The following is a 15,419-nucleotide window of genomic DNA, read 5'->3' on the forward strand; positions in this document are numbered from 1 at the left end:
GGAGTGGCGTGGCCGTGCTGTCTTCAACTGACATCGGCAGCGTGTATGTCGACGCCGCGCACCTGGCGAAGCTCGAATTCCAGGCGCGTGGGCTGAGTTTCGTCGCACCCGCACCGGTAACGAGCGTGCTGTCCGGCGCGCACGCGTCGCGTCTGCGCGGGCGCGGCCTGAATTTCGAAGAGATTCGCGGCTATCTGCCGGGCGACGATGTCCGTCATCTGGACTGGAAAGCGTCGTTGCGGCTCGGCAAACCGCAGGTTCGCACCTATACCGAAGAGCGCGACCGGCCGCTTCTGGTGGTCGTCGATCAGCGCATGAGCATGTTTTTCGGCTCGCATCGCGCGTTCAAATCCGTGGTGGCCGCCGAAGCCGCCGCGCTCGCCGTGTGGATGGGATTTGCCGCCGGCGACCGCGTCGGCGGCGTGCTCTTCAACGACTGCCAGCTCACGCGCATCAAGCCGCTGCGCAGCCGCGCGCGCATCAAGACGCTGTTCGGCGCGCTCGCCGCGATGAACGGCGCGCTGCACGCCGAAAGCGAGACCCGAACCGCTTACGATCGACTCGACGCCGCGCTCGAAGGCGTGCTTCAACTGGCGGGGCACGACTATCTGATCTGCGTGATCAGCGATTTCGCGGGCGCGGGCGAGCGCACGCGCCGGCTGCTGCGGCAACTCGCGGCGCACAACGACGTGGTTGCGGCGATGGTCTTCGATCCGCTGTGGCAGCAGATGCCGGGCCACCGCGCGCTCGTTGTCAGCGAAGGGCGCTTGCAGGTCGAATTACGCATCGAACAGGAGCGCGTGCGCCGGCCTTTGTCGAGCCTGTTCAGCGGCCGCACTGCCGAAGTGGCCGAATTGCTGCGCATGAGCGGCGTGCCGTTGATGGCCCTGTCCACCGACGAGCCTGCGGTCGATCAGGTGCGCCGTCTGTTCGGCGCACGCGCGCGGCCTGCCGCCGGGAGCGGTATATGAGCGGCGCGTCGGGCATCGTGTCGGCGGTGGCGGATGCGTCGCCGCAACTGCAAGGCTTGCAGGAGTTGCCTCTGCCCGCGCCGGTATCGTACGCACCCCAAACGATCGGCTGGCTGTTCGTCGCCGCGCTGTTGCTGGCGGCCGTGTTGCTGGCGATATGGGCGGCCAGGCGCCGCTACGAGCGCCAGCGTTACCGGCGCAACGCCTTGCAGGAACTGGCCGGAATCGAAACGAGCCTCGCTTCAGGTCAGGCGGACCCGATGCAGCGCGCGGCCTTGCTTGCCGCCATCCCGCGCCTGCTCAAACGTACGTCGCTCGAGTTCGCGCCGCGCGAGCAGGTGGCGGCGCTGACCGGCGACGCGTGGCTCGCTTTTCTCCAACGCACGCGCGGACGTTTCGACGCGCAAACCGGTGCGCTTCTCACACTCGCGAGCTATGCGCCGCCGGAGCAGGTCGCGAGTCTTTCGCATGCCGAAGCAGCCGCGCTGGTCCGGCATGCGCGCGACTGGATCGAGCATCATCATGTGGAAGTTTGATTTTCCGTGGATGTTCGCGCTGCTGCCGCTGCCCATACTCGTGTGGTGGCTGATACCCGCTTATCGCACCACGGCCATGGCCGTGCGCGTGCCGTTCTTTCACGAAATGGCGCAGGCCGCGGGCGAAAAACCGGCGCCCGGCGGCGTGCGCCTGCGCCGGCACTGGCTGCTGCGCTTGCTGATGCCGGTGCTGTGGGTGCTGCTCGTGATCGGCGCGGCCAAGCCCGTATTCGTCGAGCCGCCGGTCGTGCGCGACGAACCGGCGCGCGATCTGACGCTGGCGATCGATCTGTCGGGGTCGATGGCCACGCGCGATTTCGTCGATCCGGCCGGCGAACGGATGGACCGGCTGAGCGCCGTGAAGCGCGTGGTGGCCGACTTCGTGGCGAAGCGCAAGGGCGACCGCATCGGCCTTGTGGTGTTCGGCGACGCGGCCTATCCGCAGGCGCCGCTCACGCTCGATCACGACAGCGTGCGGATTCTGCTGGATCAGATGCAGATCGGCATGGCCGGCCCGCGCACGGCGCTCGGCGACGCAATCGGACTGACCGTCAAGCTGATGGCCGATTCGCGTGCGCAGGAGAAGGTGCTGATCCTGCTCACCGACGGCAACGACACCAGCAGCACGATTCCACCGGAGCGGGCGGCCGAGATCGCGAAACAGCACAAGCTGGTGGTGCACACGGTGGGCATCGGCGACCCGGACACGACCGGTGAAGACCGGGTCGATCTCGGTGCGTTGAAGCGTATCGCGGATATCACCGGTGGCCGCTCGTTCCGCGCATTGGGTCAGGAGAAGGATCTGGCCGATGTCTATGCGACGCTCGACAAACTGACGCCCGAGAATATCAAACGTGAGATCTACCGGCCGCAGCGCGACTATTTCTGGGTGCCGGTGGCGGCGGGCTTGTCCATGCTCGCGCTCTATCATGTGCTGGGCTTGCTGATCGCGCTGCTGCGCGCGCCGCGGCGGGCGCGAGGCGCGCAGGGTGTGCCGGTGAGCGAGGCTCAGCGTGGAAATTGACCTGACCGCGTTCCATTTCCTGCGGCCAGTGTGGCTGCTGTTGCTGATTCCGGCGCTCGGCCTGCCGTTCGTCTGGCTGCGTCGCAACGACGTGCGCGCGCGCTGGCGCGGTGTGATCGCGCCGCAATTGCTGGAGCATCTGATCGTCGGCGGCGCGAAACGTCGCGCGCTCCAGCCGGTTCATACGCTGGCGCTGCTGCTCGGCATCGGCGCGATTGCCGTGGCGGGGCCGACGTGGCAGCAGGAACGTCCGCCGTTCAATCAGGACAAGGCGCCGCTCGTCGTCGTGCTCGAACTCGCTCATTCGATGGATGCGACCGACATCGCGCCGACCCGGCTCGAACGCGCGAAACAGAAGGTGCTCGATCTTGCGAGAGCGCGCAAAGGCGCGCGAACGGGTCTCGTCGTGTTCGCGGCGACGGGCCATCTCGTGGTGCCGCCCACGGAAGATCCGGCGATGCTCGAACTCTACGTGCCCGCGCTCTCACCGGCGCTGATGCCGCGCGACGGCAAGAACGCGGCCGCCGGTCTCGATGTCGCCGAGCGGCTTCTGGCGAACGACCCGGCGGCCGGCACGATCGTCTTCATGAGCGACGGCTTCGACGCAAACGGAGCGGATGCCTTCGTGCAGACAGCGAAATCGCTGCGGCACCAGCTGCTGTGGCTCGCGGTGGGCACGGAACACGGCGGCCCGATTCGCGGCCCCGACGGCATGATCCAGATGGACGCCGAAGGCCATCCGCTGCTGGGCACGTTCGACGCCGACGCGATCCGCAACGTCGCGCGCGATGCCGGTATTCCGCTCGCCAGCATGCGCGCGGATGACGATGACGTGTCGTGGGTTCAGCATCGCGCGCAGGCCTATCTCGCGCAAGCGGAGGAAGCGAAGATCGAACCGCGCTGGAAGGAAAGCGGCTACTGGCTCGTGTTGCCGTTGCTGCTGCTCGCGCTCTGGAGTTTCCGGCGCGGCTGGACGGTGAAGTGGCTGCCCGTCGTGCTGATCTCTTTGGCATTCAGCGCGTTGCCACGTCCCGCGCAAGCAGCGCAATGGCAGTGGCTCGACCTGTTCGCGACGGACGACCAGCAAGGTCGCTGGCATCTCGAACACGGCAATTACAAGGCGGCTGCGGAACGCTTCGACGACCCGATGTGGAAAGGCCGCGCGCAATATCTCGCGGGAGATTACGCCGGTGCGCTCGAAACTTTCTCACGGCTCAAGACGGCGCAATCGTATTTCTATATCGGCAATACGCTCGCGCATCTCGACGATTACGCGGGCGCGATCAAGGCCTACGACAACGCACTCGAAATCCAGCCGTCGCTTACGCAGGCGGCGGCCAATCGCGCGTACATGCAGACACTGCTGGCAAGGGATAAACAGAACGAGGCCGACCCGGAGGAAGATCCGCCCGACCAGGTGCAGGTCGACAAGAAAAAGGGCCGCGGCACGACCGCGGTGATCGAAGCGGCACCACGGCCGAGCGAGGATGCGTGGATGCGCAACCTGAACACGTCGCCCGCCGTGTTCCTGCAACAGCGCTTTGAACAGGAATCCGCGGCGAAGACGGGGGGTACGCCATGAAGCGATTTCTATGCGGCGTTGCGCTGCTGGTTTCCTTGCTGGCGTCAGGCTCCGCGACGGCCGATCCCGCGCCGCGCATCATGGCGCGCGCGCATCTGGAACCCGCTGGCCCGGTCGTGGCGGGGAGCGAGGTCAAGCTGGTCGTCGATGTGCTGACGACCACATGGTTCACCGAGGCGCCGAACTGGCCGCTCTTCACCATCCCCGGCGCGATCGTGAATCTGCCCGACGAGCAGGCCGACAATCTGTCCGAGGACATCGAGGGCACACGCTGGTTCGGCGTGAGCCGCGCGTACCGGATTGCGCCGCAGGCGGGCAAGACGTTCGAGATTGCGCCGCTGACTATCACGGTCTACCCCGGCGGCATGACAGGACCGGCGCAGGTGACGACGCCGGCGTTGAAACTCGTCGCGACCTTGCCGCCGGGCGCCGAAGGCATGAGCACCTTCTTCGCCGCGCCCAAACTCAGCGTCGAACAAAAAATCGAACCGGCGCCGGGGCATCTCGCCGTCGGTGCGCCGCTCACGCGCACGATTACGCAGCGCGCCGCGGACACCGAGTCGATGCTGATTCCGCCGGCGATGCTCGCAGACGTGCCCGGACTCAAGCGTTATGCAAAACCCGCGGCGACGCGCAACCTCGTCGAGGACCGCGCGGGACTCGTCGCCGGTGAGCGAACCGACAGCGCGAGCTACGTCGCCGATCGCAGCGGCACATACAATCTGCCGCCCGTGACGATCGAATGGTGGAACACGACGACGCGCCGCCAGGAGAAAATCGTCCTGCCGGCGGTGCGTTTCTCGGCGGCCGCGGTACGGGAAAAGCCGCTATTCGATATACCCATCGACGCCATACGCGAAGGCATGCCGCATCGAATCGTCGTGATTCATGCGCGGCAGGTCATAGTCGGTTGTCTCGCCGTGCTGGGCGTGATCTTGTTGATTGCCTCGCGCGCGCGGGTCGGCTCTTTCGTTCGGCGTGGCGAGCAGGCGGTGAATCGGGCGCGAAAGCGCTGGCTGTCGAGCGATGCGCTCGCCTGGCGCAAGCTCGCCGTCGTCGCGCGCAAAGGCGAATGGCGGCGGACCATTCCTGCCTTGTATTGGTGGATGGACAGAGGCGGCGACTTCGGTCGTCCCGCGCGCTTCGAGAACATCGATGCGACCGCTGATGAGGATGCCGCGAGCGTGATCGCCGCGGTCGAATCGAACTATGCCGGAGACGAGGCGCGCACTCTGCTCCGGTGGAAAGAGATCGGCTCGGTTCTACGCAGGAGCGCGGACCAGGCGAGGACAAAGCGCAAGAAGGAAACCTTGCCGGGACCGCTGAACCGATACTAGGAATTGTCGAACGCCAAGCGTGAAGTTGCGGCCTCAACCGCGGCATGGACCGGGCGCGCATGAAGACGTACGCCGCGAAATCGAGCGGCATCGAGCCGCCGCAACTGCGCATCGCTCACGTTTTCCCCGAATCGGTCATGTCATGCTCCGCGCCAGTTTTTTTTGCACGACCGTTTTTTGTAGGCGGCATGCTCGTATTTCTGCCGATACACCTCCTTCAATTGCCGCGTCGATCGCCTCGTGCTGGTCGTGCCGAGCGGTCACGTGCTGACGGTCGGCACGGCGACGCCTTAACGAACCTCGAAGATAGCCTCCACCTCGACGGACGCCGCGGCGGGCAGGGTGGCCACGCCGACTGCCGTCCGTGCATGCCGGCCGCGTTCGCCGAACACTTCGAAGAAGAGATCGGACGCCCCGTTGATCACTTTCGGCACGTCCGGATAACCGGGCGTCGCATACACGAAGCCGCCCACGCGGTGGCAACAGACCACACGGTCCAGATCGCCGTCCAGCGCGAGTTGCAGTGCGGCCAGCAGATTTAGCGCGCAGATCTGCGCGGCTTGCTGTCCGGCCTGAAGGTCGTGAACCTCGCCGAGCGGGCCGCTGAATCGCACTTCGCCTTCCCATTCGCAGATTTGTCCGGAGAGGAAGATCAACGGGCCTGAGCGTGAACACGGTTTGAACGCGCCGCGCGGGGCGGGTACGTTCGGCAAGGCGAGGCCGAGAGCGTGCAGACGAGCCAGGGCTGTACCGGAGGAAGGATTCGATGTGGGAGCGGTCATATCGGTGTTGAAGGTTTCCATTGAGGTGAAAGCCGCCGGGCGTTCGGCCGGTGGGGCGTTGGTCGATGCAAAACGGTCCGCTACGCAAATCATGACACGACCGGGCGCTGGTGAGGAACGTGTGAATCCTGCTCGACGCATTCATGCGCGCGAACGGCGACGATATAACCCCGCACGGGCGTATGATTTCGCAACCTCTGCCAGACAGGAGCCGCCCCATGCAACCGCGTGTTCGCCTTCTCTTCATTACCGTATTGGCCGGTGCACTCAGTGCCTGCGCACAGACCGGTCCGGTCGAGTTCTCCGCGTCAGGCGCTGACGCGCCGATGCTCAACCAGGCAAGCGATATGGATTTCGGTCCGATGGACAGGACGATCGCGCAATGCAAGGCCGTTTCGCGGAACGCGGGCCCGGGTCAATGCACGAAAGTTCGCGCATACGAATCGTGCATGAAGAGTAAAGGCTACATCACCGTGCTCGGGCCGGAAAACCCGCAGGGCTGCGGCGACCCGGAATGGGAGAAGGATGTGCGAAAGTGGCTTCAGTGAGAACTTCATTGCGAGGGCATGTCGGCGCGCATGAAATCCCGGCTGCCGACATGACGCTCCGCTGAAGCAGATCCCGAAGCGCACACGTGCCAGAGCTATCTCGCGCAAAGCGCCACGATCTCCGCCGCCGTCGCCTCTTCGCGCGCAAAGGTTCGTCGATCCATCCACTCGAAGCGACCCGACGCGCGTGCTTTGCCGCTGACTACCACGCGCTGCCGGCAGGCGATCAACTCGGCATCGGCGAGTTTTTTTCCGGCTTGCGCGAGGCGATCGTCCACCAGCACGCTCAATCCTCGTGCTTGCAGATCGCTGCGCAGCCTCTGCGCAGCTTCCTGGCGTTCCTGACGCTCCCAGTCGATGGCCGTGAGCACGACGTCGAACGTGTTGAAGGCCTCGCTGCCCCAAAAGCCGCGCTCGTCGCGCTGTCGGCTGAGCAGCAGCATGGCGAGGCGCGAGATGCCCACGCCGAAGCAGCCCATTTTGACGAACTCGCCTTTGGCATTGACCAACCCCATGGCCCTGGAGTAACGATCGCCCAGGTCGAAAATGTGCGCGCATTCGAGCGATTTCTCGCCGTCGGTCTCGTCCTCGCCGAGCTCGCTGAGGACATGGAACTCCTCCGAGCTCTGTCCGCCGATTTCGCCGTTGTCGCTGGACTTGACGATGGCGTCCAGCCCCAGCCGCCTGAAGATGCGTAGATAGGCTTCGCGAACGGCCTCGTACGCTGCGCGTGCGCCGTCTTCCGTGGCATTGAATGCGTAGCCGTCCTTCATGATGAACTCCCTGGCGCGCGCGAGGCCGCCGCGCGTTCTCAGTTCATCGCGGTATTTGTTGCCGAACTGATAGAGGCCCAGACTCATGTCGGTTTTGTTGTAGTGTGTCTTGACCATGTTGGTGGCCAATTCCTCGCACGTGGCGCCGAGGCAGAACAGCCGCCCGGAGCGGCTCGTGAGCCGCATCAGTTCGTCGCCATATACGTCTAGCCGCCCGGTTTGCCGCCACAGGTCGGCGTCCTGCAGCAGGCTCATCTGGATTTCGCAAAAACCGGCGCGCTCCATCTCCTCACGCACGATGCTCTCGACGCGCCGCTGCGCTCTCAGGCCCAGCGACATCCAGGAATATAGTCCCGCGGCGTCCTGGTGGACGAAGCATGCCTTGCGGGCGAGATCGGTCAGTTCCAGCCGGGTATTGTCCTGCTCGAAGAAACTGTTGGCGAAAAATTGCTGCGAGAATTTCATGATGTGCTCCGGATTCAGAATTCAGCGTAAAAACAGGCCTGAAATGAAAAAACGCCCGCAAGGGGCATCCGGATCATCGAGTCTCACACGGTGCGGGCGATCAGCTTTTCCCGCGCGCAGATTGAGTTCTCGAGCAGACTCCGGCCGCCTTGGCGGGCTGCGGAGGTCGTTGCGGGAGAGTGCTCAAAAAGTTCATGGTGTGTTGCTGTTCGTCTCGTACTCGTTTCTGTTCAGTGGAGGAAGGTGCTGCGTTGTAGTGCTCGAGGCGCATGGCCGTTGGCTTCGCCGCCTCGTCGTTCATTAGTCGTTACTCTGCACGAAACGCGGCACGGCCGCAACTCCGGCGTTTTTTGCCTGCAATGCCGTGCGGCCGCGATTGTCCGCGGCATTGGCGCACTGCGTGTACTATTCATCTCGACACAGCGGATGATGGCTACGGATGCAGCGTCATTCGCCGTGTCATTGCGGCTCGCCCTGAAAGCGGTCCCGGGAGACGGTGGAATGCGCGTACTGATCGTCGACGATCACGAACTCTTCAGAGCCGGCTTGGCGCTTCTACTGAAAGAGCTCTTTCCGGACATCGAGTTGCTGCACGCGAGCACGTTGTCGCAGGGCGTAAAGCACGCGCTCGGCGAGTTTCTGAACGTCGTGTTTCTCGATCTCGACCTTCCCGATGGTCACGGCTGCAACGCGCTTGCAGAATTGAAAGAGTCGCGACCGTCATTGCCGGTGATCGTGGTGTCGGCCGATGAGAGCGTGGAGACCATCGGTCGATGCATCGAACTTCGCGCGATGGGATACGTGCCCAAGTCGTCGCCTCCTGAAGCGCTTCGTGCCGCCATAAGCGCGGTGCTGGCGGGCGGCGTGTTCCTGCCCGCATTCAGCATCGAGAGGCTCAGGCGCGACATGGGCACGAATGAGGGGCCGGCACATGCACCGGGAGACATCCCGCCGAACGGTCATTCGGCAATGAGCCAGGCCTCCGACCTGGGACTCACGCCACGAGAATTCGAAACGTTGGGGTGGCTGGTGCGCGGACTTCCTTCCAAGGCGATTGCTCTGAAAATGGGACTTGAGGACATTACGGTGCGCAAATACGTCAGTCATCTGCTCGCGCATTTCAATCTGCGGCGCCGGACGGAGCTCATCGTCATGCTGGCGGACCGAGGCGTCAAACTCGGCATTCCGCCGGTCACGGATCCCGCACATGATCGAAGTGCGTCGGCGGATGGGCCGCAACGGGCCGACTGATTTCGGCAAGCGTGCTCTCCGGCGTCGCGGATTTCCGCAATAACTCGAACGGCGGGGCGAAAGCGCGAAGTTTGTGAGACGACGCTCGAAAACCTCCGTCAGCACATGATGGAGAACACGCGCCCACGGGACACTAAACAGGTTCGCCGAGTGTGCGCCGCAACGCCGCGAAAAACAGTTCCGACTGCACGCGCTCGCCTTGCATCTGACTCGCCACGCGAGCCGCGAGGTCAGGATTCACTGGTTTCAGTGTCCGTCCCGTGGACGACGCCAACACCTGGCTTTGACAAGCCCGCTCCAGATAGTAAAGGTCGTCGTATGCGTGGTCGATGCGCTCGCCGCACACCACCACGCCGTGATTGCCGAGGAATACGATGTCGCTGCCATTCATCGCATGTGCGATCCGTTCGCCTTCTTCGGGGGCCAGTGCCAGGCCGTTGTACTCGTGGTCCATGGCGATCCGTCCATGGAAGCGCATTGCGTTTTGCGACAGCGTGGTATCGAGCCCGCAGTCCTCTGTCAGCGTCAAGGCCGTCGCATAGGGCATATGCGTATGCAGCACGCAATGCTTGCCGGCGATGTTGTGGACTGCCGCGTGGATGAACATGGCGGTAGGCTCGACCTCATGCCGGCCGGCGATGCGATTGCCGAGACCGTCGACGATGACGATGTCGTCCGCCTTGACTTCACTCCACATCAGGCCGCGCGGATTCAGCAGGAAGAGTCCGTGGTCGCCGGGCAGCGCGATGCTGAAGTGATTGCATACCCCTTCGCCGAGGCCTTGATGGGCGGCGGCACGCAGCGCTAGCGCGAGGTCCTGCCGCAGGGCGACGACTTCCGGGGCGTGATAGATGGCGTCTTCGACAAATGGGGTAGCTTTCATGATGATGTTTGCGTTTGTAATGATGAGGAGAGGGCCCTTGGCGCCGGACTCTCGACAAAACGTTCGTTAGAATATCAGCGTCTCGGGCGAGAGGTGGTGCAGGCATGTTCCGCACCGCCGGGGCGTAGCTGGCTCGTTGTGGTCTCCATTCGCTATCTCCGACGAAAGGAGCGCTTCCGCTAGAGCCGCTTCAGTAGGTGTAAGAGGCCGGCGCGAATATCGGCCGCCATTCTGTCGACCAGCAAATTGTACCGGGAGGTCGGCATGCGCAAATGTATCCATGACAATTATTTGATTGTCTTTGATTCTCGACCATACGATGTCGCATCGGAACTCTGTTTGCGCAACTGCGGGACTGGCCGGCTTTCATTGGCGTGCCCCCCCGCAGCGGCGGCAAACAGCAAGCGCCCCCTGACTCGCGGAGGACATCGTGCACATTGCCATCCTTACGTTTGAAGGCTTCAACGAACTCGACTCGCTTATCGCACTCGGCGTCCTCAATCGCGTCAAGAAGCCAGGTTGGCGGGTGTCGATCGCTTGTCCCACCGCGCGGGTCAAGTCGATGAATGGCGTGGTCATCGAAGCCCAGGCATCGCTGCAGGAGGCTTGTGCTGCCGATGCGGTGATCGTGGGCAGCGGCAGACAGACACGTGAAGTCGTCGCCGATAGCGCGCTAATGGCGCAGTTGCAGTTCGATCCATCCAGACAGCTGCTGGCCGCGCAATGTTCCGGCACGCTTGTCCTCGCCAGACTGGGTCTGCTTGACGGTGCGCCCGCGTGTACCGATCTCACGACCAGGCCATGGGTTCAGGAAGCCGGCATCGACGTGTTGAATCAGCCCATTTTTGCCAGCGCAAACGTGGCCACGGCCGGCGGGTGTCTGGCTTCGGCTTACCTCGCGGCCTGGATCATCGCCCGGCTGGAAGGAATCGACGCGGCGGCGAGCGCACTTCATTACGTCGCTCCCGTGGGAGAAAAAGAGGCCTACGTGTCGCGCGCGATGGGACATATCATGCCGTTCCTCGACCCGAAGCTGAAGACGGCATAAGCGGACAAGGTAAAACACCAACGCGGGCCCATTGATTGTTCATCGTATGAAATCGGCATTCCCGACGCCCTCAACCCACGCTAGAAAGTGACCAGCAGTCAAGCATTTTCTGCGTTTGCTCCTTCACTCCGCCACTGCGACTGCGCAAAAACCAACACTTGGTCCGCGACAACGTTTGCGCCGATTCAATCCGTCCGGATCAGTGTGTCTTGCTATTTACAAAACGGGAAGCTACCGAAATACTCCCGCCACAACTTGAAAGTTCGGTGTCAACGAGAAGTCATGTCAGTCCGTTGAACACTGACGTCACCCGTCACCGGCTGACGCAACTTCAAATTCGCTTTCCCCCCACGAACACAGCGTATGCCCCAAGGTCGCCGCGGTCCGGGGTAAATATTACCAACGATTACAGACCGGGTCGTCGTCCATAAGAAGGGTCCGGGAGGCCAGCCAGCGCATGAAAGCATTAAGTGTTCTCCATAGTGAGTCGTCGCGGGGATGGGGAGGCCAGGAGGTTCGCACCCTGAAGGAAATGATCGCGTTGCGGGCACTGGGTCATAACGTCGAGCTTGTTTGTCCCGAAGACGCGCGTCTTGGTATTCGCGCGCGCGCTGAAGGCTTTCATGTGCATTACGCACGCATGCGGGCCGGCGCCGATCTGCGCTCCATGCTCACGATCCGCTCGCTGCTCGAGCAGCGTCGCTTCAATGTGCTGAATACGCACAGCGGCCATGACAGCCTTGTCGCCGGCATGGCGGGGCGCCTCGCGGGAACGCCGTTCATCGTGCGCACGCGGCATCTGGCGTTGCCGATTACGTCGCTTGCCACGTACAACTGGATTCCCCATCGCGTCGTCGCGGTCAGCCATCATGTGCGCAATTACCTGATCTCCGCGGGCGTGGAGGAACACCGCGTGGAGACGATTTACGACGGCATCCTGAAGCCGGAAGCGGGGACCGGCTCCACGCTGCGCGATGAACTCGGACTGGACGCCGACGCGGTCGTCGCCGGCATGGTGGCGATCGTCCGCGAGAAGAAAGGCCATGAGGATCTGATCGCCGCTGTCAGGCCGATGCTGGCCGAGCGGCCCAATCTGCATGTCGTGATGGCGGGCGACGGCGTGTGGTTCGAGAAGATCAAGGCGATTGTCGATGGCATGGGCTTGACCGATCGCATCCATCTGCTCGGCTTTCGCACGGACATTACCAATGTGTTGCGCGGCTGCGATCTGTTCGTTTTGCCGACGCATCAGGAAGCGCTCGGACAATCGTTTATCGAGGCGATGGCGGTGGGTCTGCCGGTGATCGGCACGCGCGTCGATGGCGTGCCCGAACTGATCGACGACGGCGTGAATGGCCTGCTGGTGCCGGCGCACGACATCGATGCATTGCGCAGCGCGCTCGCGCGTCTGATCGACGATGCGCCCCTGCGCGCGCGCCTGGGGCTTGCCGCGCGTCTGAAAACCGAAAGCCGCTTCACGGTGGATACCATGGCGAACGAGACTATCGACTGCTACCTGCGGGGCATCTATGCCCGGCGTGCTTACTACGGCCAACGGCGGGCAGCAGCATGACGAAGATCGCGCGCGCGGTGCCCGTGCTGATGTATCACCACATCAGCACCTCGCCGGGCATGATCACGGTGTCGCCGGAACACTTTGCCGCTCAAATGGCGTATCTGGCCAATGCGGGCTACACGAGCGTCGGCAGCGCGCAACTGTCGGCCTATCTGGCGGGAGAGCCCTTGCCGGCGAAGTCCGTCGTGCTGACTTTCGACGACGGCTATCTCGACAACTGGGTGCATGCGCATCCGGTTCTGCAAGCGCACGGATTGACTGCGCTGTGCTTCCTGGTGACGAGCTGGATCGGCGACGGGCCGGTGCGCGCGCACGCGCGCTCGGGCGGCGCGTTGCCGCCCTTGCTCAATCACCGCGACGGCGAGGTGGCGATTGAAAACGGCGAGCCCGATCGTGCCATTCTTCGCTGGTCGGAGATCGATGCGATGCGTGAAGCCGGCACATTCGAATTTCACAGTCACACGCATAGCCACGTGCGGTGGGATCGGGTGTCCGCCAGCGCGCAGGAGAAATGCGCCGGGCTGACACGCGATCTCGCCAGCGCGCGCGCGATGCTAGAACAAAGGCTGGGTGCCGTATCGGATCATCTGTGCTGGCCACAGGGATACCACGACGACGACTATCGGCGCATCGCGGCTCAAGCCGGCTTCCGGCACTTTTACACCTGCGAGACGGGTTCGAACTATTCGGGACGCAATGACGGCGCGACGCGCTCGATCACGCGCCTCGAAGTACGCGACCGGCCGGCTTCGTGGCTGGCCTCGCGGCTATGGGTGCATACACGGCCCACGATCAGCCGGGCGTATTTGAGGATCAAGCGGTAAGCCGGCGGCCGCCTGATTTCTGGTCGCCGCGACGGGCTTTTCTCATCAGAGTTGCGATTCGATCGGCAACAAACCGAGGAACCAGATGCCGACACGCTTCATGGTCGACACACCGGGCTCGGCGAGTTCGCTGACTGTGCCATCCGGCGCGGTGTCTATCCAGACGATGCTGGTCGTGCCATTCGCATTCGTGCGGGTTTCGAGCCGCCACGCAATCTGATCGAGCTTCGGCTCGACGCCATCCGCGACCTGGGCGGCGAGCGGGGCGCTTTCGCAATACACGCCGATTTCCGTATTGAGCGTGATCGAACGAGGATCGAGATTCATCGAGCCGATGAAGATACTGGTTTTGTCGAACACATAGGTCTTTGCATGCAGCGAGGCCTTTGAAGAACCGAGAATCGATTTCTTCTTCTGACTCGCGTCCTCGTCGGCGGCCGGCTTCAACTCGTAGAGATGCACGCCGGCGTCGAGCAGATCCTTGCGATAACGCTGATATCCGGCGTGAACCGCGGCGACGTCGGTAGCGGCCAGCGAGTTCGTCAGCACCGTGACGCGCACGCCGCGCTGCGTTTGCGCGCGCATCCATTGCACGCCCTTTTTGCCGGGGACGAAGTACGGCGAGATGATCAGCACTTCCTTCACGGGCTCGATACTCAACGCATTGAACTGCGAGAGCAGATGTCCCTGCGGATCATCGGGCGAGCGCGTGATCTTCGCGGGATCGTCGTAGAGAAGGGTCGCCTTGCCCCAGGAGAAGTCGGTGTCGCGCGCATTCAGCGTTTCGCCAAGGCGTGCCTTGGCCTGCGTGACGTACGGCGAATCACGTTCGGAGGCGACGAACGCCGCGAGCTTCGCGCGATAAGCCGGCAGCGCGTCCGGCTCGGCGGCATGGCCGGTCAGGCTGGCGATCGGATAGGCCGCATCCGAGTTCCAGAATTCGTCGAAGGCATTGGAGACCTTGTGGACCACGGGCCCGAAAGTCAGCACGTCGAGGTCGCCAAAGTCGACCTCGCTGGATGCGCCGAAGTACTCATCGCCGATATTGCGGCCGCCGAGAATGGCCGCCTGGTTGTCCGCGATCAGCGCCTTGTTGTGCATGCGCCGATTGACCCGGCTGAACTCGAGCGCCGTGCCCAGCTTCTTGAAGCTCCGGCTGGCGATCGGATTGAACAGCCGTATTTCGATGTTCGGGTGCGAACTGATGGCGAGCAGAACCTGGTCGTCGGCGCCGGTGCCCAGATCGTCCAGCAGAACGCGGACCCTGACGCCGCGATCAGCGGCGTTGAGCACCGCGTTGGCCAGATGGCGGCCGGTCAGATCGTCGTGCCAGATGTAGTACTGCAGGTCGAGCGTGCGCTCGGCGGCTTGCGCGAGCACGATGCGGGCGAGAAGGGCATCGACGCCATTGGACAGCAGATGGAATGCGCTGTTGTCGGGATGCTTGCGCTCCTGCGGGACGAAGGTGGTGCCAAGGCGCGTGCTGTCGGTGTCCGTCAATGCGTGCGTCGCGGTGCGGCCGGTCTGCGGCGGCAGGCTTGCGCAGGCGGACAGCAGCGTGATCAGCAAGACTGCAACGATACCGCGGAGTGTCGCCATGGTTGTGCCCTTCAAGGGTGCCTGTCCGTAAGATAGCCGCAAGAGTCGGTCGCGTCGAGTGCGGCCGCGGTGCCCGCGCGCCGGCGCGAATAGCGGAGAGAATGTCGGCTCAGGTCGAAACGGGTATTCTTCTGTCGACTCACAAGACATAAGGGTAAAAGGGCGTCTTCTTGCGGCGATCCAGATCCGTGGTCCGGCACACCAACCACGGGAAAAGCCG

Annotated in this window: 14 protein-coding genes; 10 read left to right on the forward strand and 4 right to left on the reverse strand. The window is 63.4% G+C overall.

What is annotated here, in order from left to right:
* Nucleotides 1-14 precede the first annotated feature (14 nt).
* From RI103_RS09420 to RI103_RS09440, 5 genes are read left to right on the forward strand one after another with little or no spacing between them, the layout of a single operon-like run.
* Entirely contained in the window at nt 15-971 is a 957-nt protein-coding gene (locus RI103_RS09420) for a DUF58 domain-containing protein (RefSeq protein ID WP_310815064.1), read from the forward strand.
* Nucleotides 968-1,507, forward strand: a complete 540-nt coding sequence (locus RI103_RS09425) for a DUF4381 domain-containing protein (RefSeq protein ID WP_310815065.1) — start codon at nt 968-970, stop codon at nt 1,505-1,507. Before RI103_RS09420 ends, RI103_RS09425 begins: the two co-directional genes overlap by 4 nt.
* Nucleotides 1,494-2,531: a VWA domain-containing protein gene (locus tag RI103_RS09430; RefSeq protein ID WP_310815066.1), complete on the forward strand. Its 1,038-nt coding sequence runs from the start codon at nt 1,494-1,496 to the stop codon at nt 2,529-2,531. Before RI103_RS09425 ends, RI103_RS09430 begins: the two co-directional genes overlap by 14 nt.
* Complete coding sequence (locus tag RI103_RS09435) at nt 2,521-4,113, forward strand: VWA domain-containing protein (RefSeq protein WP_310815067.1); 1,593 nt, start codon at nt 2,521-2,523, stop codon at nt 4,111-4,113. Before RI103_RS09430 ends, RI103_RS09435 begins: the two co-directional genes overlap by 11 nt.
* The gene (locus tag RI103_RS09440; protein WP_310815068.1) at nt 4,110-5,450 is read left to right on the forward strand and encodes a hypothetical protein; all 1,341 of its coding nucleotides are present in this window, start codon (nt 4,110-4,112) and stop codon (nt 5,448-5,450) included. The genes RI103_RS09435 and RI103_RS09440 overlap by 4 nt, the downstream gene beginning before the upstream one ends.
* A gap of 290 nt (nt 5,451-5,740) precedes the next feature.
* On the opposite strand, the gene RI103_RS09445 is transcribed toward RI103_RS09440, so the two are convergent.
* Nucleotides 5,741-6,232, reverse strand: coding sequence for a RidA family protein (locus tag RI103_RS09445; protein WP_310815069.1), 492 nt, complete (start codon nt 6,230-6,232; stop codon nt 5,741-5,743).
* Nucleotides 6,233-6,450: 218 nt separating this feature from the next.
* Here RI103_RS09445 and RI103_RS09450 point away from each other — a divergent pair, with 218 nt between their 5' ends.
* On the forward strand, nt 6,451-6,780 hold the full coding sequence (locus RI103_RS09450) for a hypothetical protein (protein ID WP_310815070.1): 330 nt from the start codon (nt 6,451-6,453) through the stop codon (nt 6,778-6,780).
* A gap of 95 nt (nt 6,781-6,875) precedes the next feature.
* On the opposite strand, the gene RI103_RS09455 is transcribed toward RI103_RS09450, so the two are convergent.
* The gene (locus tag RI103_RS09455) at nt 6,876-8,018 is read right to left on the reverse strand and encodes an aminoacyl--tRNA ligase-related protein (protein ID WP_310815071.1); all 1,143 of its coding nucleotides are present in this window, start codon (nt 8,016-8,018) and stop codon (nt 6,876-6,878) included.
* A gap of 90 nt (nt 8,019-8,108) precedes the next feature.
* Between RI103_RS09455 and RI103_RS09460 the strand changes: the two genes are divergently transcribed.
* Nucleotides 8,109-9,269 carry a response regulator transcription factor gene (locus RI103_RS09460; protein WP_310815072.1) on the forward strand — a complete coding sequence of 387 codons (1,161 nt, stop codon included), beginning with the start codon at nt 8,109-8,111 and terminating at the stop codon, nt 9,267-9,269.
* A gap of 133 nt (nt 9,270-9,402) precedes the next feature.
* Here the strand turns inward: RI103_RS09460 and RI103_RS09465 are convergent, their stop codons facing one another.
* Nucleotides 9,403-10,152, reverse strand: a complete 750-nt coding sequence (locus RI103_RS09465) for an aldolase (RefSeq protein WP_310815073.1) — start codon at nt 10,150-10,152, stop codon at nt 9,403-9,405.
* A 430-nt stretch (nt 10,153-10,582) separates the two neighbouring features.
* On the opposite strand from RI103_RS09465, the gene RI103_RS09470 reads away from it, so the two are divergent.
* The 3 genes from RI103_RS09470 (at nt 10,583) to RI103_RS09480 (ending at nt 13,600) form a co-directional block, all read left to right on the forward strand.
* Nucleotides 10,583-11,200, forward strand: a complete 618-nt coding sequence (locus tag RI103_RS09470; protein ID WP_310815074.1) for a DJ-1/PfpI family protein — start codon at nt 10,583-10,585, stop codon at nt 11,198-11,200.
* 457 nt (nt 11,201-11,657) lie between these two features.
* Nucleotides 11,658-12,773 carry a glycosyltransferase family 4 protein gene (locus tag RI103_RS09475; RefSeq protein WP_310815075.1) on the forward strand — a complete coding sequence of 372 codons (1,116 nt, stop codon included), beginning with the start codon at nt 11,658-11,660 and terminating at the stop codon, nt 12,771-12,773.
* Entirely contained in the window at nt 12,770-13,600 is an 831-nt protein-coding gene (locus tag RI103_RS09480) for a polysaccharide deacetylase family protein (protein ID WP_310815076.1), read from the forward strand. The genes RI103_RS09475 and RI103_RS09480 overlap by 4 nt, the downstream gene beginning before the upstream one ends.
* A gap of 45 nt (nt 13,601-13,645) precedes the next feature.
* Here RI103_RS09480 and RI103_RS09485 read toward each other — a convergent pair whose 3' ends face one another.
* Complete coding sequence (locus tag RI103_RS09485) at nt 13,646-15,199, reverse strand: phospholipase D family protein (protein WP_310815077.1); 1,554 nt, start codon at nt 15,197-15,199, stop codon at nt 13,646-13,648.
* Between the last annotated feature and the right edge of the window lie 220 nt (nt 15,200-15,419).

The sequence above is a fragment of the Paraburkholderia sp. FT54 genome, assembly GCF_031585635.1.
GTDB lineage: Bacteria > Pseudomonadota > Gammaproteobacteria > Burkholderiales > Burkholderiaceae > Paraburkholderia.

What these genes read in the sequence shown, in the direction of transcription:
- RI103_RS09475 (WP_310815075.1), top strand. Translation starts at nt 11,658, where the DNA reads ATGAAAGCATTAAGTGTTCTCCATAGTGAGTCGTCGCGGGGATGGGGA.
- RI103_RS09425 (WP_310815065.1), top strand. Translation starts at nt 968, where the DNA reads ATGAGCGGCGCGTCGGGCATCGTGTCGGCGGTGGCGGATGCGTCGCCG.
- RI103_RS09450 (WP_310815070.1), top strand. Translation starts at nt 6,451, where the DNA reads ATGCAACCGCGTGTTCGCCTTCTCTTCATTACCGTATTGGCCGGTGCA.
- RI103_RS09440 (WP_310815068.1), top strand. Translation starts at nt 4,110, where the DNA reads ATGAAGCGATTTCTATGCGGCGTTGCGCTGCTGGTTTCCTTGCTGGCG.
- RI103_RS09465 (WP_310815073.1), bottom strand. Translation starts at nt 10,152, where the DNA reads ATGAAAGCTACCCCATTTGTCGAAGACGCCATCTATCACGCCCCGGAA.
- RI103_RS09455 (WP_310815071.1), bottom strand. Translation starts at nt 8,018, where the DNA reads ATGAAATTCTCGCAGCAATTTTTCGCCAACAGTTTCTTCGAGCAGGAC.
- RI103_RS09430 (WP_310815066.1), top strand. Translation starts at nt 1,494, where the DNA reads ATGTGGAAGTTTGATTTTCCGTGGATGTTCGCGCTGCTGCCGCTGCCC.
- RI103_RS09480 (WP_310815076.1), top strand. Translation starts at nt 12,770, where the DNA reads ATGACGAAGATCGCGCGCGCGGTGCCCGTGCTGATGTATCACCACATC.
- RI103_RS09445 (WP_310815069.1), bottom strand. Translation starts at nt 6,232, where the DNA reads ATGACCGCTCCCACATCGAATCCTTCCTCCGGTACAGCCCTGGCTCGT.
- RI103_RS09485 (WP_310815077.1), bottom strand. Translation starts at nt 15,199, where the DNA reads ATGGCGACACTCCGCGGTATCGTTGCAGTCTTGCTGATCACGCTGCTG.